Source organism: Xanthomonas rydalmerensis (assembly GCF_033170385.1).
Classification (GTDB): domain Bacteria; phylum Pseudomonadota; class Gammaproteobacteria; order Xanthomonadales; family Xanthomonadaceae; genus Xanthomonas_A; species Xanthomonas_A rydalmerensis.
In genome coordinates this window covers 1-21680 of the sequence record NZ_CP126170.1, presented here as the reverse complement: position 1 = coordinate 21680, position 21680 = coordinate 1, and the positions used below count along the sequence as shown (strand labels likewise).

The following is a 21680-nucleotide window of genomic DNA, read 5'->3' as shown; positions in this document are numbered from 1 at the left end:
CGGTTTTTTGTGCCTGCGCTTGCGCACCTGCTGTGGGAGGGGCTTCAGCCCCCCACGCATGCCGTCCTCCGGACACGCCAATCTCCCATCGGCCATGGCGTTGCGACGCCATTGCATGCCATCGCTCGCGCGCTGATCGAAATCTCATGCAACAGCCGCGACAATAGGCGCCTTCCTCAACGAAAGGCTGCCTGCGCCCATGTCGCGAACCTCGCTGACCCGCTTCCTGATCGAAGAACAGCACGCCGGCCGCATCGGTCCGGAGCTGCGCCAGCTCATCACGATCGTGTCCCGCGCCTGCAAGCGCATCTCCATCGCGGTCAGCAAGGGCGCCCTCGGCGGCGTGCTCGGCGACGCCGGCACCGGCAACGTGCAGGGCGAGGCGCAGAAGAAGCTGGACGTGCTCAGCAACGACATCCTGCTTGAAGCCAACGCCTGGGGCGGCCACCTCGCCGCCTGCGCCTCGGAAGAGATGGACCACTGCCAGCCGGTGCCCGACAAGTACCCCAGCGGCGATTTCCTGCTGCTGTTCGATCCGCTGGACGGCAGCTCCAACATCGACGTCAACGTCTCGGTCGGCACCATCTTCTCGGTGCTGCGCGCACCGCCGGGCACCGACAAGCCCGGCGACGAGCATTTCCTGCAGCCGGGCACCGCGCAGGTCGCCGCCGGCTACTGCATCTACGGCCCCAGCACGATGCTGGTGCTGACCCTGGGCCACGGCACCCACGCCTTCACCCTGGAGCGCGAGGAGGGCAGCTTCCTGCTGACCCAGGCCGACATGCGCATCCCCGAGGACACCGCCGAGTTCGCGATCAACATGTCCAACCAGCGCCATTGGGAAGCGCCGATGCAGCAGTACGTGGCCGACCTGCTGGCCGGCAGCGAAGGCGTGCGCGGCAAGAACTTCAACATGCGCTGGATCGCCAGCATGGTCGCCGACGTGCATCGCATCCTCACTCGCGGCGGCATCTTCATCTACCCGTGGGACAAGAAGGACCCGGGCAAGGCCGGCAAGCTGCGGCTGATGTACGAAGCCAACCCGATGGGCATGCTGGTGGAGCAGGCCGGCGGCGCCGCCAGCACCGGCCGCGCGCGCATCCTCGGCCTGCAGCCGGAGCAGTTGCACCAGCGCGTGCCGGTGTTCCTGGGCTCCAAGAACGAAGTGGCCGAGGCGGTGCGGTATCACCTGGAGCACGACGCACGTCCTCAGTGAGCTTTCGCCATGCGAGCGGACTGCCCGGTGGTAGTCCGCCGATAGCGGTTGCGATCGACGACGTCGTATAGTCGCAGGCGAAGCGGCTCAACGTATGTAACAGGTTGTCTGCACAGGGGTGTTTTTGCAGGCGCCGCGATGCAAGCGGGGATCTTTATTGTTCGTATCGCCCGCGTTGGCCTGGTGCCGACGCGGGCGTGCCGATGGCTGTGTTTCATCGCAGGATGTCCCATCGCCGATGCCGCATCGGTAATGGGTGGACGCAACGGTTTTCAACTCAGGGGGAAACGCAATGAAAGTCGTACTCGGAATGCTGTTGCTGCTTGTCTGCGGAAACGCGCTTGCCGACACCGCGCAACAAGGGAAAATCATCCGGTTCGTGGTCGAAGGCAATTACGCATCGATCTGGTTGGAAAACCAACCGACCAACAACGAGTGTCTTGCGAACTCGGATGGACGATGGGTCATCGATTTTTCGGTGGACTCGATCGCGAAGGAAAAGTATTCAGCCATCCTCGCCGCGGCGAGTACGCGGACTCCGGTCGTCCTGCACTACGCCACCAGCGAAGGCTGCAGTGCGTTCGGTGCCAAGCGGGTTCAGTACGTCGATCTTTCGTACTGACCCGCGACTTGGGTGCGGACGCCGGTTCGCGTCTGACCAGCCGTGCCCGAGGCGGTCCGCAGGTCGTATCGGAAGCATGTCACCGCCGCCGGCGCAGCGGCCGGTGCGTGGCGTCCTGACTGCGGTAGGGTAGCGGCTGTCCGGCCGCGTGCGCCGAGGGCGATGGCCGCCGACGGTCGTCGCCCGTGCACCCGGTCGTCCCGGGCGGGAGGAAACCATGAATCAGACCCTTGTCGTGCTGTTCTTCTTCGCCACCGCACCGGTCGCGCTGATGCCCACCGTCATCGCGCTGTTCACCCGCCATCGCTGGCGGCGGCGGATTGTGCTGGTCAACCTGGCGCTGTGGACACTGCTGTTCTTCGCCGCCAGGAGCTTCACCCTGTACAACTCCAGCCGCTTCGAGCTGCCGACTCTGCTGGCATTGACGGTGTGGCTGGCGCTGCTGGGCATTGCGATCCGCGGTAATCCTGCGCAGTCGAAGGAACCCTAGCGGAACCCCACACCCGGCAAGCGGACCTCTCTGCATCCTGCATCGCGGTAGCATCGGCAAGCGCTCTTCAGCAGGATCGCAGTAGACAGATCCTCGCCACGGCCGGTCGGACGCGCGACTGGCGCTTAGCATCATGCGAGGTCGTTGAACGCACGGGAGTGCGGAGATGCAAGTTCCGTCGGAGTTCCAGCATAATCTTTCCCAAAGTGCGCTGGATTTTCAGACTCGGGTCTGGCCGCACATCGCCTCGCACCCACGTATCGGAGGGGGCGAACTGCATCTGGTCGAGGCAAACGTGGACACCGCGCTCGCGCGCGATCTGGACACCTTGGCCGGGATCGACGCATGGCAGGTCGTGGGTAACCGCATCGGCATGCGCAGCATCGCAAGCCGAGTCCAATGGGGTCAGGACCGCAGGACCTTTTCCATCCGCTACCGCAAGCCGAGCGGTGCCGAGACCGAATACGAAAAGCGCCTGGCGGCGATCAGGCATCCTGAGCTTGGCCTGAGCTATCCGCACCTCACGGTGCAGGCTTTTCTGGATGAGCGCGGCGGTCGCGTCTGCAGCGTCGCCGCGATCACCACCGAACACCTGATCCTGCAGGCGGAAAAGTTGCTCGGCTGGGGTCGTCTGGTCGACGGTTCGGATAGACGCTTCGGACTTCGACGGCTCCCGGACGGCACCGAATTCCTGTACATGCATTGGGACTATTTGCTGTTCACCGAGTTGGCCCCACACCTGACGATCTTCGCGGGAGCGGCGGCCGACATCCGCTGAACCCGGCAGTGGCGTTCGCGGGGCGAGGTGCGCCACTGCGGGCCGACGTCCGCTGGGGCGGACCTCGGCGCGGCCGGGCATGGCAAACCGCCCTCTGCCGGCAACATGCGCACGGGCGTCCGCCATAGCTGCGGCGCCGGCAGATCGCTGGTAAGGTCGCGCGATGTCCGACACGCATCCCGATTTCATCGAAGTGTTCGAGGGCGCCATGTCCCGCGAGGACTGCGCCGCCATCCTGCGCCGCCTGCGCGGCAGCACCCAGTTGCGGCCCGGCGAGGTCGGCAGCGGCGTGTTCCCCGAGCTCAAGCGCAGCCGCGACCTGCGCATCAGCGGCCTGGAACCATGGCGCGACGTGGAACAGCGGCTGCAGCAGGCCGTCTTCGGCGGGCTGCTCGGCTATCTGCGCAAGTACCCGCAGACCCTGATCTCGCCGCTGATGCTGCAAGTGCCGGGCGCCGATGGCCAGCCGCACCGGCTCGGTGCCGACGACTTCGCCCTGCTCGACGATGCCGCGCTGTCCAACCTGGCCCGTACCTGCCTGCGTCCGGGCGCGATCAACCTGCAGTGGTACGAGGCGGGCGAGGGCGGCTATCCGTACTGGCACTGCGAACTGTATCCGCGCGATCCGAGCGCCGAGACCCTGCACCGACACCTGCTGTGGACCCTGTACCTCAACGACGATTTCGAAGAGGGCGAGACCGAATTCCTGTTCCAGCGCCGCAAGATCGCCCCGCGTGCGGGCAGCCTGCTGATCGCCCCCACCGCCTTCACCCACACCCACCGCGGCAACCGCCCGCAGCGCGGCGACAAGTTCATCGCCACCAGCTGGATTCTGTTCCAGTCGGCGCAGGCGCTTTACGGCCGGGAGTAGGGATTCGGGATTGGGGATTCGTCAAAAGCAGGGATTGGGGATTCGGGAATGGGGATTCGCAAGAGCGGCGCGGCGCGGCGGCCTGACGCAGCCACTGCAATCCAGCTGCCAAGAAAGCAGCTTTTACGAATCCCCAATCCCGAATCCCCAATCCCCGCTCAAAACAACTCGCCCTGCGGCGACGGCGGTCGTGGCGGCAGCGGTTTGACGAAGTGGCTGCAATCCAGGCGGCGGCGCGGGGATTCGGCATAGCCCAGCCGTTTGTGCGCCAGCGCGAAGCGCCGCGCCAGCAGGTCGGCATAGACCCCTTCGCCGCGCATGCGCTTGCCGAAGGTGCTGTCGTAGTCCTTGCCGCCGCGCAGTTGCTGCACCGTGCTCATCACATGCGCGGCGCGGTCGGGATGGTGCGCCTGCAGCCAGTCGCGGAACAGCGGCGCCACCTCGTGCGGCAGGCGCAGCAGCACGTAGCCGGCGGACTCGGCGCCGGCGTCGCGGGCCGCCTCCAGCACCGCTTCCAGGGCATGGTCGTTGATCCACGGGATCACCGGCGCCACCATCACCCCGACCGGCACGCCGGCCTCGTGCAGGGCCCGCATCGCCCGCAGCCGTGCGTGCGGCGCCGAGGCGCGCGGCTCGAGCTTGGCCGACAGCCGCGGATCCAGCGACGTCACCGAGAAGTGCACGCTGACCAGGTTATCGCGGGCCAGCGGCGCCAGCAGATCCAGGTCGCGCTCGACCAGCGCGTTCTTGGTGATCAGCGAGAACGGGTGGCGGGTCTCGGCGAAGACCTCGATCAGGCGCCGGGTCAGTTGCAGCTTGCGCTCGATCGGCTGGTAGGCGTCGGTGTTGATGCCCAGTGCGATCGGGCTGGGCACGTAGCCGGGCTTGGCCAGCTCGCGGCGCAGCAGCTCCGGGGCATTGGTCTTGGCGAACAGCCGCGTCTCGAAATCCAGCCCCGGCGACAGGTTCAGATAGGCGTGGCTGGGGCGGGCGAAGCAGTAGCTGCAGCCGTGCTCGCAACCGCGGTACGGGTTCACCGACTGCGCGAACCCCACGTCTGGCGACTGGTTGCGGCTGATGATGCTGCGCGCGGTCTCCTCGCTCACCTGGGTGCGCAGGCGCGGTTCGGCGAACTCCTCGCTGTCGTCGGGGTGCCAGCCGTCGTCCTCGGCCTGGCTGACGGTCCGTTCGAAGCGGCCAGGCAGGTGGCTGCCGGCGCCGCGGCCCTTGATGGCAGTGCTCATCGGCATAGGCTACGCGCCGGCCGTCTCGGCGGATGCGACGGCGCGCGCCGGTGCGCTGAATCTTTCAGACCGATGCCTGCCGTATGGCCACATGCGCGGCTCGTGCAGGCATCGAGCGCGACGGCAACGCAGCCGATCGACGCTCCATGCCGACCGGTCGCGACGATGTCGCCGTTCGCCGGAGCGGAACCCGTCGCTCGCGAACGCGATACGACAGGCGTCACGCGGCTGCCGCGAACACGTGGCATACACCATGAAGTGCCGCGCCGGTTCGCAGAACGGGTCGCCACCAGCAAGCCCGACAGCAACCGCGCGCGATCTGGTCGGTCGCCGAAGACCCGCACCGGCATCGCCATCGCCGCAACGGCCACCGCACCCTCTAGAATCCGCCGATGCTCGTGATCGCGACTCTGCAGAACACCTGGGACCGGCTGACCGGCATCCCGCACATCGGCGCCTACGTCACCGCCGCCTACCTGCTGTACATCCTGTGGCTGAGCGGCTGGATCGTGCTGCAGAAGCGCGAGCCGGCGGCGACGCTGAGCTGGGTGCTGTCGCTGGCCGCCTTGCCCTACCTGGGCTTCGTCATCTACTACCTGCTGGGCCCGCAGAAGGTGAAGCGGCAGCGCCTGCGCCGCGGCCGCTCGCGTTCGGGCATGGAGCACTACAGCAGCGTGTGTCCGCCGGACGCCGACTGCACCGAGCTGGCCAAGATCGCCCAGGCCACCACCGGCCTGGCGCCGAGCTCGGCCACCGCGGTGCAATGGCTGGTCGACGGCGCGGCCACCTACGAGGCGATCGTGCGCGACATCGGCACGGCGCAGCACCACGTGCACCTGGAGTACTACATCTTCAACCCCGACCGCACCGGCACGCGCATCCGCGATGCGCTGGTCGAGCGCGCCCGTGCCGGCGTGCGGGTGCGCCTGCTGCTGGATGCGGTCGGCTCCTCGCAGGTGCGCAAGCGCTTCCTGCGGCCGCTGCTGGAGGCCGGCGCCGAGGTGGCCTGGTTCCATCCCACCCAGTTGCTGCGGCCGTTCAAGTTCAAGCGGCCCTGGGTCAACCTGCGCACCCACCGCAAGATCGTGGTGATCGACGGGCGCGTCGCCTTCACCGGCGGCATCAACGTCACCGACGAGGAGAACGAGGCGTTGCGCGCAGACGCCTACCGCGACCTGCACGTCCGCTGCGAGGGCCACGTGGTGCGCAGCCTGCAACTGGTGTTCGTGGAGGACTGGCTGTACGCCACCCGGCAGGGCCGCGACGCCTTCGACATGGCGCGGATCTGGCCCAACGACATGCCCAGCCGCGACGCCGGCCCCATCCAGGCGCAGGTGCTGGTGTCGGGGCCGGACTCGTCGTGGGAGAGCATCCATCGCCTGCAGGTCGCATCGATCTACGAGGCGCAACGGCGGGTGTGGCTGGTCACGCCGTATTTCGTGCCGGGCGAGGCCGCGCGCATGGCGCTGACCTCGGCGGCGCTGGGCGGGCTGGACGTGCGCCTGCTGGTGCCAAAGCGCAGCGACTCGCGGCTGGTGACGCTGGCCGCGCGTTCGTACTTCGACGAACTGCTGCAGGCCGGCGTGCGGATCTACGAGTACGGCCCGCGCATGCTGCACACCAAGGCGCTGATCACCGACGAGGACCTGTGCCTGGTCGGCAGCGCCAACTTCGACAACCGCAGTTTCCGGCTCAACTTCGAGGTCGCCACGCTGTTCCGCGACCGCGGCCTGACCCGGCAGCTGGCCGAACTGCTGGAAGGCGAGATGGCCGACGCGGTGCGCGTGCGCGACGACCGCAAGCGCTCGCTGTGGCGCTACCGGTTGCCGGAGGCGGTAGCGCGGCTGACCTCGCCGCTGTTGTAGCCGCGACCATCGTGGTGCCCCCGCGCCCGGACCGTGGCGCGCCGGCCGTGCACCACGTGGAACCGGCACGCCCGGCGGCGCTACACTGCGCCATCCTTGGGGAGATCGTCATGTACTGGCTCTTTCTGCCGCTCGCGCTGGGTGCTTTCGTTCTGGCGTTCACGACGCCGCACATGTGGTTGCTGGTGGTAAGCCTGCTGGCCGCCCTGGCCTTCCTGCTGGCCTGGGCACGCGGCTGGTACGTGGCCAAGATCGGCGACGCCAGCCAGCGCGACGCGATGCCGATGATCGATCCGGCCGAACTGCGCCGGCTGCGCGAGCAGGCCGAGGCGCGCCGCGCCGCGGCCGCCGCCAGCGACGACGCCGCAGCGCCGTAAGCGGCACGCCGGCGATGACCAAGCTCAGCGTCAACGTCAACAAGATCGCGGTGCTGCGCAATTCGCGCGGCGGCGATCTGCCCAGCGTGCTCGAGGCCGCGCGTACGTGCCTGGATGCCGGTGCGCACGGCATCACCGTGCACCCGCGCCCGGATCGGCGCCACATCCATGCCGAGGATGTGCTGGCGCTGGCCGCGCTGACCCGCGAGCGCGGCGTCGAATTCAACATCGAGGGCAATCCGTTCGCTCCGCCGCGGCCCGGCTATCCGGGGCTGATCGCCCTGTGCGCGCAGACGCGTCCGGCGCAGGCGACCCTGGTGCCCGACGGCGACGGACAGCTCACCTCCGATCATGGCTTCGACTTCGGCCGCGACAGTGCGCGGCTGCGCCCTCTGATTGCCGAACTGAAGGCGCTGGGCTGCCGCGTCAGTCTCTTCGTCGATGCAGAAAACCCCGACCTGGCGGTGGCGGCCGAACTGGGCGCCGACCGCATCGAGCTCTACACCGGCCCCTATGCCGCCGCGTGGGACGAGGGCGACAGCGCCGCGGCGGCGCCCTTCGCGGCCACCGCACGCCGCGCTCAGGCCGCCGGGTTGGGCGTCAACGCCGGCCACGATCTGGCCCAGGCCAACCTCGGCGCGTTCCTGGCGCACGTGCCGCAGGTGCTGGAAGTGTCGATCGGCCACGCGCTGATCGGCGAGGCGCTGTACGCCGGGCTCGATGCGACGGTGAAGGCCTATCTGGCGGTTCTGGACGCGAACCGGTAGCCGCTAGACCCGAGCTGCGCTGCCCTTAGCGCAGCCGCATGCGGCGACCGCCGCACAACGTCCGCGATGCGCGTGAAACCAGGCTCGGCACGCCACCGGGCTGGAGTCCGACAAGCACAGAACCTCACCCGCGCCAGCATCGCTGCTGACGCGCGCTACAGCCGCGCCGACTAGTGCGCCTGGACGAAACCGATCCGTTGCACGTCGGCGTTCTTCGCCGCCGCAAGTACCTTGGCCATCGCCGCGTACTCCGCATCCGGGCTGGCGTCGATGCGCAACTCGGGCGGGTTGCCGGCCGCCTGCGCCATCGCCTCCTGCAGGCGCGGCTGCAGATCGCGCAAGGGCAGCGGCGCGGCGTTCCAGAACAGCTGGCCGCTGGCATCCAGGCGCAACTGGATCGGGTCGGGCGGCGGCAAAGGCGTGGACGGCGCCGACGTTCGTTGCGGCAGGTCCATGGTGATCGTGCGCGTCAGCATCGGCGCGGTGACGATGAAGATGATCAACAGCACCAGCATCACATCGACCAGCGGGGTGACATTGATCTCCGCCAGCGGTCCCCGATTCCCTGCAGCACTGAACGCCATGGCCAGCCTCCTGTGGGTGTGGTGTCGCGGACCCAGCCTACACCCGCGACGCAGCGGTGTGCGAGGGAGGGCGACAGCGGCGTGGCCTCGCTGCGGACGGCGAACCAATCCGGTCGCTCGGGCGCAGATTCCGTGTGCCACGCGCTGGAGCGCAGGCCGACATCGTCGGAGCGAGTAGGGCAGCACGCAGCAGGCAATCGACGCGCATAAAAAAACGCCACCGTTGCCGGTGGCGTTTGCAGTCGCGTCATGACTGAGGTGTTGCGGTGAAGCGAATTGCGGTGAAGCTTATTGCTGCACGAAGCCGATCTTCTTCATGTCCGAGTTCTTGGCGGCGGCCAGCACCTTGGCCATCACTTCGTACTCGGAATCCGGATTGGCATCGATGCGCAGTTCCGGCTGGTTGGTCGGATCGCGCTGGACTTCGTTTTCCATCATCTGCGGGAGCGCAGTCACTGCCACCGGGCTGTTGTTCCAGAACACCTGGTTCGACGCATCGATCCGCAGATCGATCGGCGGCGGCGGATCGCGCAACTGCGGCGGCGGGTTGATGACCCGCTGCGGCAGATCCACGTCGATCGGGTAGGTCATGATCGGCGCGGTCACGATGAAGATGATCAACAGCACCAGCATCACGTCGACCAGCGGCGTGACGTTGATGTCGGCCATGGGACCACGGCCGCCTCCTGAGCTGAACGCCATGGCTCAGTTCCCCTTCTCTTTGGTCGCAACGAAACCGACGTCCAGCATGCCCTGACTCTGCGCGATCTTGGTGATCTCGTTGATCGTGCGCATCTTGGTGGTGCGGTCGCCACGCAGGTTGAGCGGCGGCTGCGGGGTCTGCTGTGCGGCGGTCGAGAAGCGCGACTCCAAAGCTTCCTTGGAGATCGGCTCATCGTTCCAGTACAGCGACCCGTCTTCCTTGACCGCCAGCGTGATCGGATTCGAACGCTTGTCGTCCTTGTCCGGATCCTGCTTCAAGTTGGCTTGGGGCAGTTCCACCTTGACCTTGTGGGACATCAGCGGTGCCGTGATGATGAAGATGATCAGCAGCACCAGCATCACGTCCACGAGGGGCGTGACGTTGATGTCGGCCATGGGGCCGCCGCTGTTACCACTACTGAAAGCCATAACGGGCTCCGTTAACGTTGCGTGGACGACTTAGCCGGGATCAGCGAACGCGCGAGCCGGTGGCGAAGAAGTCGTGCAGGTCGTGAGCGAAGGTGTCGAACTTGGCGATCACCGAGCTGTTGACCTTGCTGAAGAAGTTGAAGGCGAACACGGCCGGGATCGCGACGAACAGACCGATCGCGGTCATGATCAGCGCTTCACCGACCGGGCCGGCCACGGCGTCGATCGAGGCGGAGCCGGTGGCACCGATCTTGATCAGCGCGCCGTAGATGCCCCACACGGTACCCAGCAGACCGACGAACGGCGCGGTCGCACCGACGGTCGCCAGCAGGGTCATGCCCGACTGCAGCTTGGTGCTTTCGCGGGTCACGGCCTGGCGCAGAGCGCGGTCGACGAACTCCGAACGGCTCAGGGTCTCGCCCAGGCCATTGCCGGCACCGGCTTCGGCGCGCTGGTGGTGCGCGGCGGCCTGCGCAGCGTCCAGGGCGATCTTGGAGAACGGCTCGGAAGCCGGCTGCTCTTCCATCGCACGGATGGCGTCCTGCGCGTTCGGGGTGTCCCAGAACAGGCTGGTGACGCGGTCGGCCTGGCTCTTCAGGCGGGTGGCGCGGAAGATGTTGATGATCGTCCAGTACCAGGACGAGGCCGACATGATGATGAGGGTGATGAGCACCACCCAGGAGACGGCGAAGTCACCCGGCTTGGAGGTCATTTCGGTGATGAGGTGCTCGAAGCCCATCTGCGACAGGGCGTTCGACGCGTTGTTGCCCCCCGCAGCGGCGGCAATGAAAATTTCCTGCAGCATGACGCGTACCTTTGTTGTGTGTGGTGGTGATGAGGGTGGTGCAAAGAGTAGACAGGGCGGGTGGACCTGCGGTGCGCAGGCCCACGTGCCTTTGTATCAGTTCAGCGCGAAGTTGACCGGGACGCGGACGCGGCCGGCGGTCTTCTGTCCATTGGCCGTAGCGGCGTTGAACCGCCACTTGCGCGCTGCTTCCATGGCGGCGCGGTCCAGGTCGCGGTTGCGGCTGGATTTTTCGACGGCAACGTTCGTCACGTTACCATTCGCATCGACATCGATGATCAGGATCACCTCGCCCTGCGCACCCGAGCGGAATGCAGCCGGCGGATACTTCGGCGGATTCATGTTCTTCGACGAGATATCGACGCTGGCGCCGATGTCGGTCGGCTGCGACGGCGGCGCGGGCGGCGACGGCGGGGTGGCCACGTCGTTCGGACGCGGTTCCGGCACGTCGATCACCGGGGCTTCCGGCGGCGGCGGCAGCGGGGTCGGCTTCGGCGGCGCCAGGTTCTTCACCGGCGGCGGCGGCGTTTCCGGCGGCTTCGGCGGCGGCGGCGGCGGCGGGGGAGGCGGCGGCGGTGCGGCCACCAGGGTGACCATGATGTTGCGTTCCTTCTCCGCCACTGCCTTGGGCGCAACGGCTGGAATCAGCAGCAACATCAGCGCTGCAAGGTGCAGCGCGATTACGAAGGCAATACCGATGATGCGCGGCCAGCTGAGGCCGGAGGCGTCATCTTTGTCGTAATGCCGATGGATGACCAGTTGTTCCGTCATGCGCCAATGACTCGATTAATGGGGGGCGGATTTCGCTGTGGAGCGGAACCCAAGTTCACGCGGGGATGACACCGCAGGAACCTCCAAGCTTATACCAATCCCTGTTACCTGCACTACTTTCAGCACTGGTCGTCGGGGGCTTTTTTTGCGTGCTACTTCAGGTTGATGATCTTCTTGGCGTCTTCCGGCTTTTTGACGCCCTTGGCCAGTGCCTGCTGCGCGGCCTGCTTGGCTTCGGCAATGCGGCCTTCCGAATGCAGCACCTTGGCCAGGTTCAGATAGGTTTCGCCGTCCTTGGACAGCGGCGCGGCCTTCTGCCAGTTCTCGATCGCCTGCGGCAGCTGGTCGGTGTAGTAGTACGACTGCGCCAGGGCGAGGTAGGTCTGGTAGTCCGGCTTCAGAATGCCCTTCTGCATGCCTTCGTTGATGACCCCGATGACGTCCTTTTCGTGGCCCTCGGTGTTGGCGTAGATCGAGTACAGCTGCTTGTATTCCTTCTCGTCGGTCAGCTGACCGGCGGCACGCAGCTTGTCCATCACCGCTGCGGCCTTGTCCATCTGGTCGGCCTGCATGTACATGCTGGCCAGGTTGAGCTGGGTCTTCTTGTCGTTGGGCGACTTGGCGGCCAGCGCCTCGGCGGCCTTGACCGCCTCACCGGTCTGGCCGGCTTCGGCGTAGGACGCCATCAGCAGCTGGTTCCAGCTGTCCTTCGGCTCCGGCGAGGCGGCGATCGCCTGCTTCAGCACGGGGATCGCTTCCTGGTAGCGCTGCGCCTGGTACAGGGCCTGGCCCTTGAGGATCAGGTCCTCCGGACGGGTCGACTTGGACTCGGCGAGGAACTTGTCCAGCGAGGCCAGGCCTTCGGCGGTCTGGTCGTCCTGCAGCTGCAACTGCGCCAGCATCAGCATCGACTGGAAGTGGCCGTTGTTGTCCAGGCCGTTGAACTGGATCGCCTGCTTCAGGTACGCCTGCGCGGCCTTGCTGTCGTCGAGGTTGTAGGCGGCCTGCGCGGCCAGCTGCGCGGCCAGCGACTTGTCGTACTCGTTGGCGCCGCTGTTGGCCAGGATCTCATCGGCCTGGGTGCGCACCGATGCGTAGTCCTCGCCCTTGTTGTAGGTGTCGATTAGCTTCTGCAGCTTGCTGCCGAGCTTGGACGACGGCTTGCCGTTGGGCTCCTTGCGCTCGGCGTTGGGGAACAGCACCGTCGCCTTCTCGGTCTTCGCGTTGCGCGAGGAGCGGTGGTCGGAGCGATCGCTCTGCGCTGCGGCATCGGTCACCACCGCGCCACCGAGGGCACCTGCGATCACCAGGGACAACAACGCTTGCTTGCGGATGCGGAATTTCATGGGTCACCTCGGTGGAAACCGCCCGGAGCGGCACGGAAGACGGAGCGGCCATTCCTCGGCCGAGCCAGCAAACCTATCAGAAACCTGTACGCCGTGAAAACGTTTTTAGATGCGTTTTCCGTGACAGGCGCGGGGACGACGACCGACTCAGCCGCACTTGGGCGTCCTGCCGGCGCTGCGCGCCTGCGCATACACCGGCTCGAGCGCGGCGACGTCGCGCTGCAGTTCGCCGATGCGTGCACTGGGATCGGGGTGGGTGGAGAGCCATTGCGGCGGACGATCGCCGCCGGCGGCCATCATGTTCTTCCACAGATCCACCGCTTGCGCCGGGTCGAACCCGGCCTGCGCCATCAGGCGCTGGCCGACGATGTCCGCCTCGGTTTCCTGCTGGCGCGAGCCCGGCAGCAGGAACAGCGTCTGTGCCGTCATGCCGCCGACCTGGCCGACGGTGTCGGCCGCGCCCTGGCCGTAGCGCGCGCCGGCCAGTGCGCCGATCACGCTCAGGCCCGCCTGCGCGCCGAGCTGGCGGGTGATGCGTTCTTCGTGGTGGCGCGAGATGACGTGGCCGATCTCGTGGCCGAGCACGGCGGCGAGCTGGTCCTGGTTCTTGGCCACGCTGAAGATGCCGCTGTTGACCCCGACCTTGCCGCCGGGCAGGGCGAACGCGTTGGGTTCCTTGTCGTTGAACAGCGCGGTTTCCCAGCCGGTGCCACGCCATTCGGCGGGCAACTGCGCGACCAGCGTGTTGACCACGCAGCGCACGTAGGCGTTGCGCTTGGGATCGGTGTCCAGCTGTTCCTTGGCCTTGGCTTCGGCGAACGCCTGCGCGCCCATCTGGTCGAGTTGTTGTTGCGAGATGCCGCCCACGACCTGGGTCCGCCCGGTTGGCGATGTCGTCGTCGCACACGCTGCCAGCAGCATCGCAAGCGACGCGCCAAGTACCACTTGCTTCATACGGTCCCCCCTCCTAACACGCGTCGCAGTGTGGGGGCCCGTGTCTTAACATTTCGTCAAACAAACCTTCAGGTTGCGCCAAACCAATAGAGGCCGGCGACCGCGAGGGCGTTGTTGAGCCCGTGCGCGGCGATCGGCGCCCACAAGGTGCCGGTGCGCTTGTACAGCCAGGCGAACGCCGCGCCCATGCCGCCATAGACCAGCCACAGCTGTGCGGTTGCGGCCAGGCTGTTGCCGGTGGTCCCCGGCACCTCGTGCACCAGGGCGAAGGCGGCGCCGCTGAGCAGCATGCCCAGCCGCGGCCGGCCGGCATCCCACAGCCGCCCGAACAGCACGCGACGGAACAGCAGTTCTTCGTAGGCTGGAGCGATCACCACCGCGAACACGATCAGGAACAACGGCATCTGCGCCATCGCCTCCTGCATCAGCGGCAGGTTGGTCGGCACCGGCTTGATGCCGATCTGCGCGGCCAGCGCGGAGATCACCGCGCTGCCGAAGAACACCCCGGCCGCAACCAGCAGCACCCAGCCCCAGGTCGACGGGAGGCGCGCGGCCTGCCACGAGGCGCGACGCTCGGCGGCGTTGGCCGGCCGCCGCAGGAAGTACAGCAGCAGCGCCGCGGACAGGGTGCTGACCAGGGCGATCAACAGCTGCGCCAGCGCGCCCGGCTGGCCGACCTGCTGCGCGACCAGCGCAGCCAGGCGATCGGCAGGGATGCCTTGCGCCTTCAACTCCATGGCCAGCTGGGCGCCGCGGATCACGCCCCAGACCAGGCCGCACAGCACGCTCACCGCCAGCAGCACCACCGCCGCCAGCAGCACGTCGAGGAAGAAACCGAGGATCGGCCGGCGCGGGCGGGCCGGCGGCGTGGAAGGCAACGGCAGCGGGGGGACGGGCAACGGCGGTGCGGTCATCGCGATCCTGGGCGGAAGCGGGCGGAAGACACAACGGGACGCCCGCCCCGGCGCAGGCCAGGGGCGGGAACCGCCGCGGTCAGATGTCGAGGTTGGCGACCTTCAGCGCGTTTTCCTCGATGAAGTCGCGGCGCGGTTCGACCACATCGCCCATCAAGGTGCTGAAGATCTGGTCGGCGGCGACCGCGTCCTCGATGCGCACCTGCAGCAGGCGGCGCGTGTCGGGGTTCACCGTGGTCTCCCACAGCTGCTCGGCGTTCATTTCGCCCAGGCCCTTGAAGCGCTGGATCTGGCGGCCCTTCTTGGCTTCTTCGAACAGCCAGGCATGCGCCTGGGCGAAGCTGCTGATGGCCTGGGCCTTGTTGCCGCGCACGATCTGCGCGCCCTCGCGCACCAGCCCATGTAGGGCCAGCGCGACCTCGCGCAGAGCCCGCAGTTCGCCGCTCTCGAAGGCGGCCATCGGCACCCAGCTGGTGAGTTCTTCGCCCATGTGGCGACGGATCACCTTCAACATCGCCGGCTTCTGCTCGTTGCCGCGTTCGAAGTGCAGCGCGTAGCGCGCCGAGCCCAGGCTGCCGCGGTTGAGCACCGCCTGCAGCGCGTCCAGGCTCGGATGCGCCTCGCCCTCGGCCTCGAGCTGGGCCACGTCCAGCGGCGGCAGGTCGATCAGCGCGGTCAGCAGCGCCGGGTCGTAGCGGTGCGCGTTGCGCGCCACCGCCTCGTTGGCGCTGGCGAACAGCAGCAGCAGCTTCTCCAGCGCCGCGCCGGTGATCGGCGGCTCGTTGTTGGCCGGGACCAGCGCCGCGCCTTCGACCGCACTGCTGGCCAGGTAGGCGTTGAGCGCGTTGTCGTCCTTCAGGTACAGCTCCTGCTTGCCCTGCTTGAGCCGGTACAGCGGCGGCAGGCCGATGTAGACGTAGCCGCGCTCGATCAGCTCCGGCATCTGCCGGTAGAAGAAGGTCAGCAGCAGGGTGCGGATGTGCGCGCCGTCGACGTCGGCGTCGGTCATGATGATGATGCGGTGGTAGCGCAGCTTGTCCGGGTTGTACTCGTCGCGGCCGATGCCGGTGCCCAGGGCGGTGATCAGCGTGCCGACCTGGTCGGAGGACAGCATGCGGTCGAAGCGCGCGCGCTCGACGTTGAGGATCTTGCCGCGCAGCGGCAGTACCGCCTGGTTCTTGCGGTTGCGGCCCTGCTTGGCCGAGCCGCCCGCCGAGTCGCCCTCGACGATGAACAGCTCCGACAGCGCCGGGTCCTTTTCCTGGCAGTCGGCCAGCTTGCCCGGCAGGCCGGCGATGTCCAACGCGCCCTTGCGACGGGTGAGGTCTCTTGCCTTGCGCGCGGCCTCGCGGGCGCGGGCGGCATCGACGATCTTGCCGGCGATGGCCTTGGCCTCGTTGGGGTTCTCCTGCAGGAACTCCTCCAGACGCGCACCGAAGGCGTTTTCCACCGCCGGGCGCACGTCGGAGCTGACCAGCTTTTCCTTGGTCTGGCTGGAGAAGCTCGGATCCGGCACCTTCACCGACAGCACCGCGATCATGCCTTCGCGCATGTCGTCGCCGGTCAGGTTGATCTTGGCCTGCTTGGCGATGCCGTTCTGCTCGATGTAGGTGTTGAGCACGCGGGTCAGCGCGCCGCGGAAGCCGGCCAGGTGGGTACCGCCGTCCTTCTGCGGGATGTTGTTGGTGAAGCAGTACATCGTCTCCTGGTAGGAGTCGGTCCACTGCAGCGCCACGTCCACGGTGATGCCGTTGTGCTCGCCGGTGACCGAGATCACGTTCGGGTGCAGCGGGGTCTTCAGCTGCGCCAGGTGCTCGACGAAACTGCGGATGCCGCCCTCGTAGTGGAAATCGTCGCGGCGGCCCTCGCCACGCTCGTCGGCGAGCACGATCTTGACCCCGGAATTGAGGAAGGACAGCTCGCGCAGGCGCCGGGCCAGGATGTCGTAGTGGTACTCCACGTTGTTGTGGAAGGCCACCACCGAGGGCCAGAAGCGCACGGTGGTGCCGCGCTTGCTGGTTTCGCCCAGTTTCGCCAGCGGGGCCACGGCCGCGCCGTTGCTGAATTCCTGCTGGTAGTGGAAGCCACCCTGGAACACGTCCAGCAGCAGCTTCTCCGACAGCGCATTGACCACGCTGACGCCCACGCCGTGCAGGCCGCCGGACACCTTGTAGCTGTTGTCGTCGAACTTGCCGCCGGCGTGCAGGACGGTCATCACCACCTCGGCGGCGGAGACCTCGCGCCCGAGCTTGGCGCTCATCTGCGCGTGCTTGCCGACCGGGATGCCGCGGCCATTGTCGGACACCGACACCGAACCGTCGGCGTGGATGGTCACCGCGACATGGTCGGCATGCCCGGCCAGGGCTTCGTCGATCGAGTTGTCGACGACCTCGAACACCATGTGATGCAGACCGGTGCCGTCGTGGACGTCGCCGATGTACATGCCGGGCCGCTTGCGGACCGCCTCCAGGCCTTCCAGGGCGGTGATGCTGTTGGCGTCGTAGTTGCCGTTGCTGGGCGGGGTGTTCTGTTCGTCGGTCATGCGGGTGCCGTAGGCTCCACGAGGCGGCGAAGACAGGCCGGGGCCGGTTCGCGCCGCTGGATAGGGGATTGGCGGAAATTATAGCAGCCCGGGCGGCTGCCCCCATGGCGGCCTATGAGGGAACCAGGATTTGTCCATGTTCCACGTGGAACCGCGCAATCGGCAGGCCGGCATCGGCTAGCGCCTGCGGGGTTTCGGTGGCGGTGACGAAGACCTGGGCGGGTCCGGCCCGCAGACGCTCCAGCACACGCCCCTGGTGGTGCCGGTCCAGTTCAGAGGCCAGATCGTCCAGGGCGATCACCGGCCATTCGCCACGTTGCTCGGCATAGTCCTCGGCTTGCGCAAGCAGGCAGGCCAGGGCGGTGAGCTTGGCCTGGCCGCGGGAGAGGGCGTCACGGCCGGGGATCTCGGCGAAGCTCAGGCTCCAGTCGGCGCGGTGCGGGCCGGCGGAGGTGTAGCCGAGCTGCCGGTCGCGCTCGCGGTTGAGCAGCAGGGCATCGGCAAGCGAGACGTCCTGACGGCGCCAGCCGGGCGCGAACTGCAGATGTGCGATTCCCAGCGCCGGTGCCAGCTCGGGGGCGAGGGCGAGCAGACGCTGCAGCAGCCGGTCCAAGTAGTCCTGGCGTCGCGAGGTCAGCGGCTCGCCCGACTCGGCAAGTTCGTGGTCCCAGGCATCGAGCGCCGCGCCGCTGCCGCCGCTCTTGAGCAGGGCGTTGCGCTGCTTGAGCGCTCGCGCGTAGCGCCGCCACAGCGACAGGAAGTCAGGTTCCACGTGGAACAAGCCCCAATCGACGAAGCGGCGCCGCGGCTCGCCCCCCCCGCTGACCAGCAGATGGCTGCCCGGCTCGAAGGTGACCACCGCCAGCGCCGCGCACAACGTGCCGAGGTGGGCGATGTCCTGGCCGTCGAGGCGGCCACGCCACTCCTGACCACTGTGGCGCAATCCGGCGCGGCGCCGACGTGTCGCACCGGCCTCGCCCGACTGTTCCTGCCATTCGACGAAGACGTCCAGCGCTTCCTGGCCTTGGCTGACCAGTCCGTCGCGCACCCGGCCGCGGAAGCTCCGCCCATAGGCCATCAGGTGCATCGCCTCGAGAACCGTGGTCTTGCCGGCGCCGTTGTCGCCGGTGATCAGGTTCAGCCCGGGCGCAGGCGCCAGCTCGAGCGTCGCGAACCTGCGCAGATGGTGAAAGTCGAGGCGGGAGACGTGCATGCGGGAATGGAGGCGAAAGCGCTCGCGCCGGGCGCACGCAGATCGGGATCAGGGGGAGGGCGGCAGCATACCCAAAACGGCTGGCTGGCGTTGTGCAGTCGGTGCGCCGGGCACCAGGTCGCAGTGCGATGGACGGAATGCTTCGGGCTGGCGCCGGAGGCTTGTCGGCCGAGCCGCGGAAGGGAGATCGAGCAGGGCGCAATTGGAGCAGGCGAAAATGTCGCTATTCGCTCTGTTTGCCGGCGGACCGACAAAGGAGCGTATCTCCCATGTCGGCGCAGTTGGTCCTAAGCTCGCGCAGCTAGGCGTAGCAGCGCCTCCGTACGTGCCGCCACGGTTAGGGGGCCGCGCGTCAGGTTGCGTCGATATGTGACCTCGGCGCTCGGACCCATCCGCCCACAGAAAAAGAAAACCCGGCACAAGGCCGGGTCGCTTTCCGCGCGTGTTCCACGTGGAACACGAAGCGAAACGTCAGAGACGCAGCGGCATCACCACGTGACGCGAGCGGGCACTGCTGGCTTCGCGCACCAGCGCGGACGAGTTGGCGTCGCGCAGCTGGATCACCACGAACTCCTCGCGCAGCGCGGACAGCGCATCGAGCAGGTAGTTCACGTTGAAGCCGATCGCCAGGTCACTGACCTTGGTGTCGGCTTCGACTTCTTCCTGCGCTTCTTCCTGTTCCGGGTTATGCGCGCTGATCTTCAGCTGGCCCGGCGAGACTTCCACGCGCACGCCGCGGTACTTCTCGTTGGACAGGATCGCCGCACGCTGCAGCGCCGCGCGCAGGATCTCGCGATCCAGCTTGACCTCGCGGTCGGCACCGATCGGGATCACCGCTTCGTAATCGGGGAAGCGGCCGTCGATCAGCTTGGAGGTGAAGGTGACATCGTCGCGCTTGACCCGTACGTGCGCGCGGCCGACTTCCAGTTCGACTTCGCGCTCGCCGCCTTCCAGTAGACGCTGCAGTTCGGTCACGCCCTTGCGTGGCACGATGATCTGGCGCTTGGCGCCGCCGGCGTTCTCCAGTTCGGTCTCGCACAGCGCCAGGCGATGGCCATCTGTGGCCACACAGCGCAGGGTCTGGTTGTGCAGGTCGAACAGCAGGCCGTTGAGGTAGTAGCGCACGTCCTGTTGCGCCATCGCGAACGCGGTGCGCTCGATCAGTTCCTTCAACGCCGCTTCCGGCACCACCACCCGCTCGGTGGCTTCCACTTCGTCGACCGACGGGAAGTCGTTGGCAGGCAACGTGGCCAGGGTGAAGCGGCTACGCCCGGCCTGCACGGTGATCTTGTCGCCGGATTGGGACACGGTGACCTTGCTGCCGTCGGGGAGCGCCCGGACGATCTCGAACAGCTTGCGCGCCGGAATCGTGGTTTCGCCGTCCTGGGCATCGTCGACCGCAATGCGCGAGACCATTTCCACTTCCAGATCGGTACCGGTCAGCGACAGCTGCCCGCCGTGCACCTGCACCAGGAAGTTGGCCAGAACCGGCAAGGTCTGGCGGCGTTCGACCACATTGACGACTTGCGCCAATGGCTTGAGGAAGGCTTCGCGCTGCAGTGTGAAACGCATGTGGTTCCGTGCCCCTATGCTTTAAAAGATGTGGAATAAATCAAAAGCTTGGTGGTGATGGTAGAGCGAAATTCGGTGCAAATGTAGCTCAAACCACTGAATACAAAAGATTTTTCACGCCCTCAATCCCGTGTACTACTGCCCCGGAACTGGTGGGGAAACCTGTGGATAGTTTTGCCGTCGCCGCCGCGTCGCGCTTTATCCACAGTTTCTCCCGGATTTGTCGCGAAGTCATGCACCGATTTATCAAGCGGCCCCCCGGTAGTCCCGCCTGGGCTCACTCGCTGAGCTTGCGGATCAGCTTGTCCCAGTCCTCGCGCAACTTGCCGTCGGTCTCCATCAGGTGCTTGATCTGCCGGCAGGCGTGCAGCACGGTGGTGTGGTCGCGCCCGGCGAACGCGTCGCCGATCTCCGGCAGGCTGTGTTCGGTCAGTTCCTTGGTCAGCGCCATCGCCACCTGCCGCGGCCGCGCCAGCGAGCGCGTGCGCCGCTTGGACAGCAGATCCTTGATCTGCAGGCCGTAGTAGTCGGCCACGGTCTTCTGGATGTTGGGGATGCCGATCGCCTGCTGCTGCGCGCGCAGCAGGTCGCGCAGGGTCTCCTGGGCGAACTCGGTGGTGATCGCGCGGCCAGTGAAATTGGCGCGCGCCGCCAGCGTGTTGAGCGCGCCTTCCAGATCGCGCACGTTCGAGCGCATCTTCTTGGCGATCAGGAACGCCACGTCGTCGGGGATCTCCGCGCCGCGCTCGCGCGCCTTGGCCAGCACGATCGCCGCGCGGGTCTCGAAATCGGGCGGATCGATCGCCACCGACAGGCCCCAGGCCAGGCGCGACTTCAGCCGCGGCTCCAGCCCTTCGACCTCGCGCGGATAGCGGTCGCAGGTCAGGATGATCTGCTGGCGGCCATCGAACAACGCGTTGAAGGTGTGGAAGAACTCTTCCTGGGTGCGGTCCTTGCCGGCGAAGAACTGGATGTCGTCGATCAGCAGCGCGTCCACCTGCTGGAACTGGCGCTTGAACTGGTCCATGGTCTTGTCCTGCAGCGCGCGGATCATCGCGCTGAAGAACTGTTCCGAGCGCAGGTACATCACCCGCGCATTCGGATTCTGCTCGCGCATGGCGTTGCCGGCGGCGAACATCAGGTGGGTCTTGCCCAGGCCGGTGCCGCCGTACAGCAGCAGCGGGTTGTGTGCGCGGTCGCCGGGCTTCTGCGCGGCCTGCACCGCCGCGGCCAGGCCGAGCTGGTTGCTGCGCCCTTCGACGAAGTTGGCGAAGGTGTAGTGCGAATCGAGGTTGCCGGCGAACGGCTCCAGCAACGGAGGTGCCGGCGTGCGTGCGGCCGCGCTCTCGCTGGGCGGTGCGGCAGCCGGTTCCGGCGCGCGCGGGCGCGAACCGACCTGCAACAGCACCTCGCCGCTGCCGGCGAAATAGGTCAGCAGCTCGCGGATGCGCGGCAGGTAGCGCTCGCGCACCTGCTCGACGATGAAGGCGTTCGGGGCGTACAGCACCATGCTGTTGTCATGGCGCTGTTCGGCTTGCAGCGGTTTCAACCAAGTGTGAACGTCCTCGGCTGGAAATTCGGCTTCCAGACGTTCCAGGCAACGGGGCCAAGCATCCAT

The 21680-nt window shown here is 67.1% G+C and carries 21 protein-coding genes; 8 read left to right on the top strand and 13 right to left on the bottom strand.

Annotated features, from left to right (window positions below):
• Positions 1-199: 199 nt before the first annotated feature.
• From QN245_RS00105 to QN245_RS00085, 5 genes are all read left to right on the top strand, one after another.
• The gene (locus tag QN245_RS00105) at positions 200-1216 is read left to right on the top strand and encodes a class 1 fructose-bisphosphatase (protein ID WP_184448822.1); all 1017 of its coding nucleotides are present in this window, start codon (positions 200-202) and stop codon (positions 1214-1216) included.
• Between the two features lie 292 nt (positions 1217-1508).
• Positions 1509-1838, top strand: coding sequence for a hypothetical protein (locus QN245_RS00100; protein ID WP_184448823.1), 330 nt, complete (start codon positions 1509-1511; stop codon positions 1836-1838).
• A 217-nt stretch (positions 1839-2055) separates the two neighbouring features.
• Positions 2056-2328, top strand: coding sequence for a hypothetical protein (locus QN245_RS00095; protein WP_184448824.1), 273 nt, complete (start codon positions 2056-2058; stop codon positions 2326-2328).
• A 166-nt stretch (positions 2329-2494) separates the two neighbouring features.
• Positions 2495-3106 carry a hypothetical protein gene (locus tag QN245_RS00090; RefSeq protein ID WP_317844208.1) on the top strand — a complete coding sequence of 204 codons (612 nt, stop codon included), beginning with the start codon at positions 2495-2497 and terminating at the stop codon, positions 3104-3106.
• A gap of 163 nt (positions 3107-3269) precedes the next feature.
• Entirely contained in the window at positions 3270-3977 is a 708-nt protein-coding gene (locus QN245_RS00085) for a 2OG-Fe(II) oxygenase (RefSeq protein WP_160967185.1), read from the top strand.
• A 158-nt stretch (positions 3978-4135) separates the two neighbouring features.
• Here the strand turns inward: QN245_RS00085 and QN245_RS00080 are convergent, their stop codons facing one another.
• Positions 4136-5221, bottom strand: a complete 1086-nt coding sequence (locus QN245_RS00080; RefSeq protein WP_317844207.1) for a PA0069 family radical SAM protein — start codon at positions 5219-5221, stop codon at positions 4136-4138.
• Between the two features lie 392 nt (positions 5222-5613).
• Here QN245_RS00080 and cls point away from each other — a divergent pair, with 392 nt between their 5' ends.
• The 3 genes from cls (at position 5614) to QN245_RS00065 (ending at position 8230) form a co-directional block, all read left to right on the top strand.
• On the top strand, positions 5614-7086 hold the full coding sequence (gene cls / locus QN245_RS00075; protein WP_317844206.1) for a cardiolipin synthase: 1473 nt from the start codon (positions 5614-5616) through the stop codon (positions 7084-7086).
• Between the two features lie 110 nt (positions 7087-7196).
• Positions 7197-7463: a hypothetical protein gene (locus QN245_RS00070; RefSeq protein ID WP_010340662.1), complete on the top strand. Its 267-nt coding sequence runs from the start codon at positions 7197-7199 to the stop codon at positions 7461-7463.
• Between the two features lie 14 nt (positions 7464-7477).
• A complete protein-coding gene (locus QN245_RS00065) occupies positions 7478-8230 on the top strand; it encodes a pyridoxine 5'-phosphate synthase (RefSeq protein ID WP_317844205.1) in 753 nt (250 codons plus the stop codon).
• A 170-nt stretch (positions 8231-8400) separates the two neighbouring features.
• Here the strand turns inward: QN245_RS00065 and QN245_RS00060 are convergent, their stop codons facing one another.
• The 12 genes from QN245_RS00060 to dnaA form a co-directional block, all read right to left on the bottom strand.
• Positions 8401-8814 (bottom strand): ExbD/TolR family protein, encoded by a 414-nt coding sequence (locus QN245_RS00060; protein WP_160967177.1) that lies wholly within the window; start codon positions 8812-8814, stop codon positions 8401-8403.
• 288 nt (positions 8815-9102) lie between these two features.
• Entirely contained in the window at positions 9103-9516 is a 414-nt protein-coding gene (locus QN245_RS00055) for an ExbD/TolR family protein (protein ID WP_026143210.1), read from the bottom strand.
• Positions 9517-9519: 3 nt separating this feature from the next.
• Positions 9520-9945, bottom strand: coding sequence for an ExbD/TolR family protein (locus QN245_RS00050; protein WP_010340666.1), 426 nt, complete (start codon positions 9943-9945; stop codon positions 9520-9522).
• 40 nt (positions 9946-9985) lie between these two features.
• Positions 9986-10750 (bottom strand): TonB-system energizer ExbB, encoded by a 765-nt coding sequence (exbB, locus tag QN245_RS00045; RefSeq protein ID WP_160967176.1) that lies wholly within the window; start codon positions 10748-10750, stop codon positions 9986-9988.
• A 96-nt stretch (positions 10751-10846) separates the two neighbouring features.
• Positions 10847-11521 (bottom strand): energy transducer TonB, encoded by a 675-nt coding sequence (locus QN245_RS00040; protein WP_425613086.1) that lies wholly within the window; start codon positions 11519-11521, stop codon positions 10847-10849.
• Between the two features lie 152 nt (positions 11522-11673).
• Positions 11674-12867, bottom strand: coding sequence for a tetratricopeptide repeat protein (locus QN245_RS00035; RefSeq protein WP_184448829.1), 1194 nt, complete (start codon positions 12865-12867; stop codon positions 11674-11676).
• A 147-nt stretch (positions 12868-13014) separates the two neighbouring features.
• The gene (locus QN245_RS00030) at positions 13015-13821 is read right to left on the bottom strand and encodes a M48 family metallopeptidase (protein WP_160967171.1); all 807 of its coding nucleotides are present in this window, start codon (positions 13819-13821) and stop codon (positions 13015-13017) included.
• A 68-nt stretch (positions 13822-13889) separates the two neighbouring features.
• A complete protein-coding gene (locus QN245_RS00025; RefSeq protein WP_167087948.1) occupies positions 13890-14735 on the bottom strand; it encodes a CPBP family intramembrane glutamic endopeptidase in 846 nt (281 codons plus the stop codon).
• Positions 14736-14814: 79 nt separating this feature from the next.
• On the bottom strand, positions 14815-17277 hold the full coding sequence (gene gyrB, locus QN245_RS00020; RefSeq protein WP_160967169.1) for a DNA topoisomerase (ATP-hydrolyzing) subunit B: 2463 nt from the start codon (positions 17275-17277) through the stop codon (positions 14815-14817).
• A 112-nt stretch (positions 17278-17389) separates the two neighbouring features.
• Positions 17390-18490 carry a DNA replication/repair protein RecF gene (gene recF, locus QN245_RS00015; RefSeq protein ID WP_317844204.1) on the bottom strand — a complete coding sequence of 367 codons (1101 nt, stop codon included), beginning with the start codon at positions 18488-18490 and terminating at the stop codon, positions 17390-17392.
• A gap of 471 nt (positions 18491-18961) precedes the next feature.
• Positions 18962-20062, bottom strand: coding sequence for a DNA polymerase III subunit beta (gene dnaN, locus QN245_RS00010; RefSeq protein WP_184448832.1), 1101 nt, complete (start codon positions 20060-20062; stop codon positions 18962-18964).
• A 277-nt stretch (positions 20063-20339) separates the two neighbouring features.
• The gene (gene dnaA / locus QN245_RS00005) at positions 20340-21680 is read right to left on the bottom strand and encodes a chromosomal replication initiator protein DnaA (protein WP_317844203.1); all 1341 of its coding nucleotides are present in this window, start codon (positions 21678-21680) and stop codon (positions 20340-20342) included.

Excerpts from the sequence above, each read along its gene's own strand:
- QN245_RS00105 (WP_184448822.1), top strand. The coding sequence starts at position 200 with ATGTCGCGAACCTCGCTGACCCGCTTCCTGATCGAAGAACAGCACGCC.
- QN245_RS00100 (WP_184448823.1), top strand. The coding sequence starts at position 1,509 with ATGAAAGTCGTACTCGGAATGCTGTTGCTGCTTGTCTGCGGAAACGCG.
- QN245_RS00095 (WP_184448824.1), top strand. The coding sequence starts at position 2,056 with ATGAATCAGACCCTTGTCGTGCTGTTCTTCTTCGCCACCGCACCGGTC.
- QN245_RS00090 (WP_317844208.1), top strand. The coding sequence starts at position 2,495 with ATGCAAGTTCCGTCGGAGTTCCAGCATAATCTTTCCCAAAGTGCGCTG.
- QN245_RS00085 (WP_160967185.1), top strand. The coding sequence starts at position 3,270 with ATGTCCGACACGCATCCCGATTTCATCGAAGTGTTCGAGGGCGCCATG.
- QN245_RS00080 (WP_317844207.1), bottom strand. The coding sequence starts at position 5,221 with ATGAGCACTGCCATCAAGGGCCGCGGCGCCGGCAGCCACCTGCCTGGC.
- cls (WP_317844206.1), top strand. The coding sequence starts at position 5,614 with ATGCTCGTGATCGCGACTCTGCAGAACACCTGGGACCGGCTGACCGGC.
- QN245_RS00070 (WP_010340662.1), top strand. The coding sequence starts at position 7,197 with ATGTACTGGCTCTTTCTGCCGCTCGCGCTGGGTGCTTTCGTTCTGGCG.
- QN245_RS00065 (WP_317844205.1), top strand. The coding sequence starts at position 7,478 with ATGACCAAGCTCAGCGTCAACGTCAACAAGATCGCGGTGCTGCGCAAT.
- QN245_RS00060 (WP_160967177.1), bottom strand. The coding sequence starts at position 8,814 with ATGGCGTTCAGTGCTGCAGGGAATCGGGGACCGCTGGCGGAGATCAAT.
- QN245_RS00055 (WP_026143210.1), bottom strand. The coding sequence starts at position 9,516 with ATGGCGTTCAGCTCAGGAGGCGGCCGTGGTCCCATGGCCGACATCAAC.
- QN245_RS00050 (WP_010340666.1), bottom strand. The coding sequence starts at position 9,945 with ATGGCTTTCAGTAGTGGTAACAGCGGCGGCCCCATGGCCGACATCAAC.
- exbB (WP_160967176.1), bottom strand. The coding sequence starts at position 10,750 with ATGCTGCAGGAAATTTTCATTGCCGCCGCTGCGGGGGGCAACAACGCG.
- QN245_RS00040 (WP_425613086.1), bottom strand. The coding sequence starts at position 11,521 with ATGACGGAACAACTGGTCATCCATCGGCATTACGACAAAGATGACGCC.
- QN245_RS00035 (WP_184448829.1), bottom strand. The coding sequence starts at position 12,867 with ATGAAATTCCGCATCCGCAAGCAAGCGTTGTTGTCCCTGGTGATCGCA.
- QN245_RS00030 (WP_160967171.1), bottom strand. The coding sequence starts at position 13,821 with ATGAAGCAAGTGGTACTTGGCGCGTCGCTTGCGATGCTGCTGGCAGCG.
- QN245_RS00025 (WP_167087948.1), bottom strand. The coding sequence starts at position 14,735 with ATGACCGCACCGCCGTTGCCCGTCCCCCCGCTGCCGTTGCCTTCCACG.
- gyrB (WP_160967169.1), bottom strand. The coding sequence starts at position 17,277 with ATGACCGACGAACAGAACACCCCGCCCAGCAACGGCAACTACGACGCC.
- recF (WP_317844204.1), bottom strand. The coding sequence starts at position 18,490 with ATGCACGTCTCCCGCCTCGACTTTCACCATCTGCGCAGGTTCGCGACG.
- dnaN (WP_184448832.1), bottom strand. The coding sequence starts at position 20,062 with ATGCGTTTCACACTGCAGCGCGAAGCCTTCCTCAAGCCATTGGCGCAA.
- dnaA (WP_317844203.1), bottom strand. The coding sequence starts at position 21,680 with ATGGATGCTTGGCCCCGTTGCCTGGAACGTCTGGAAGCCGAATTTCCA.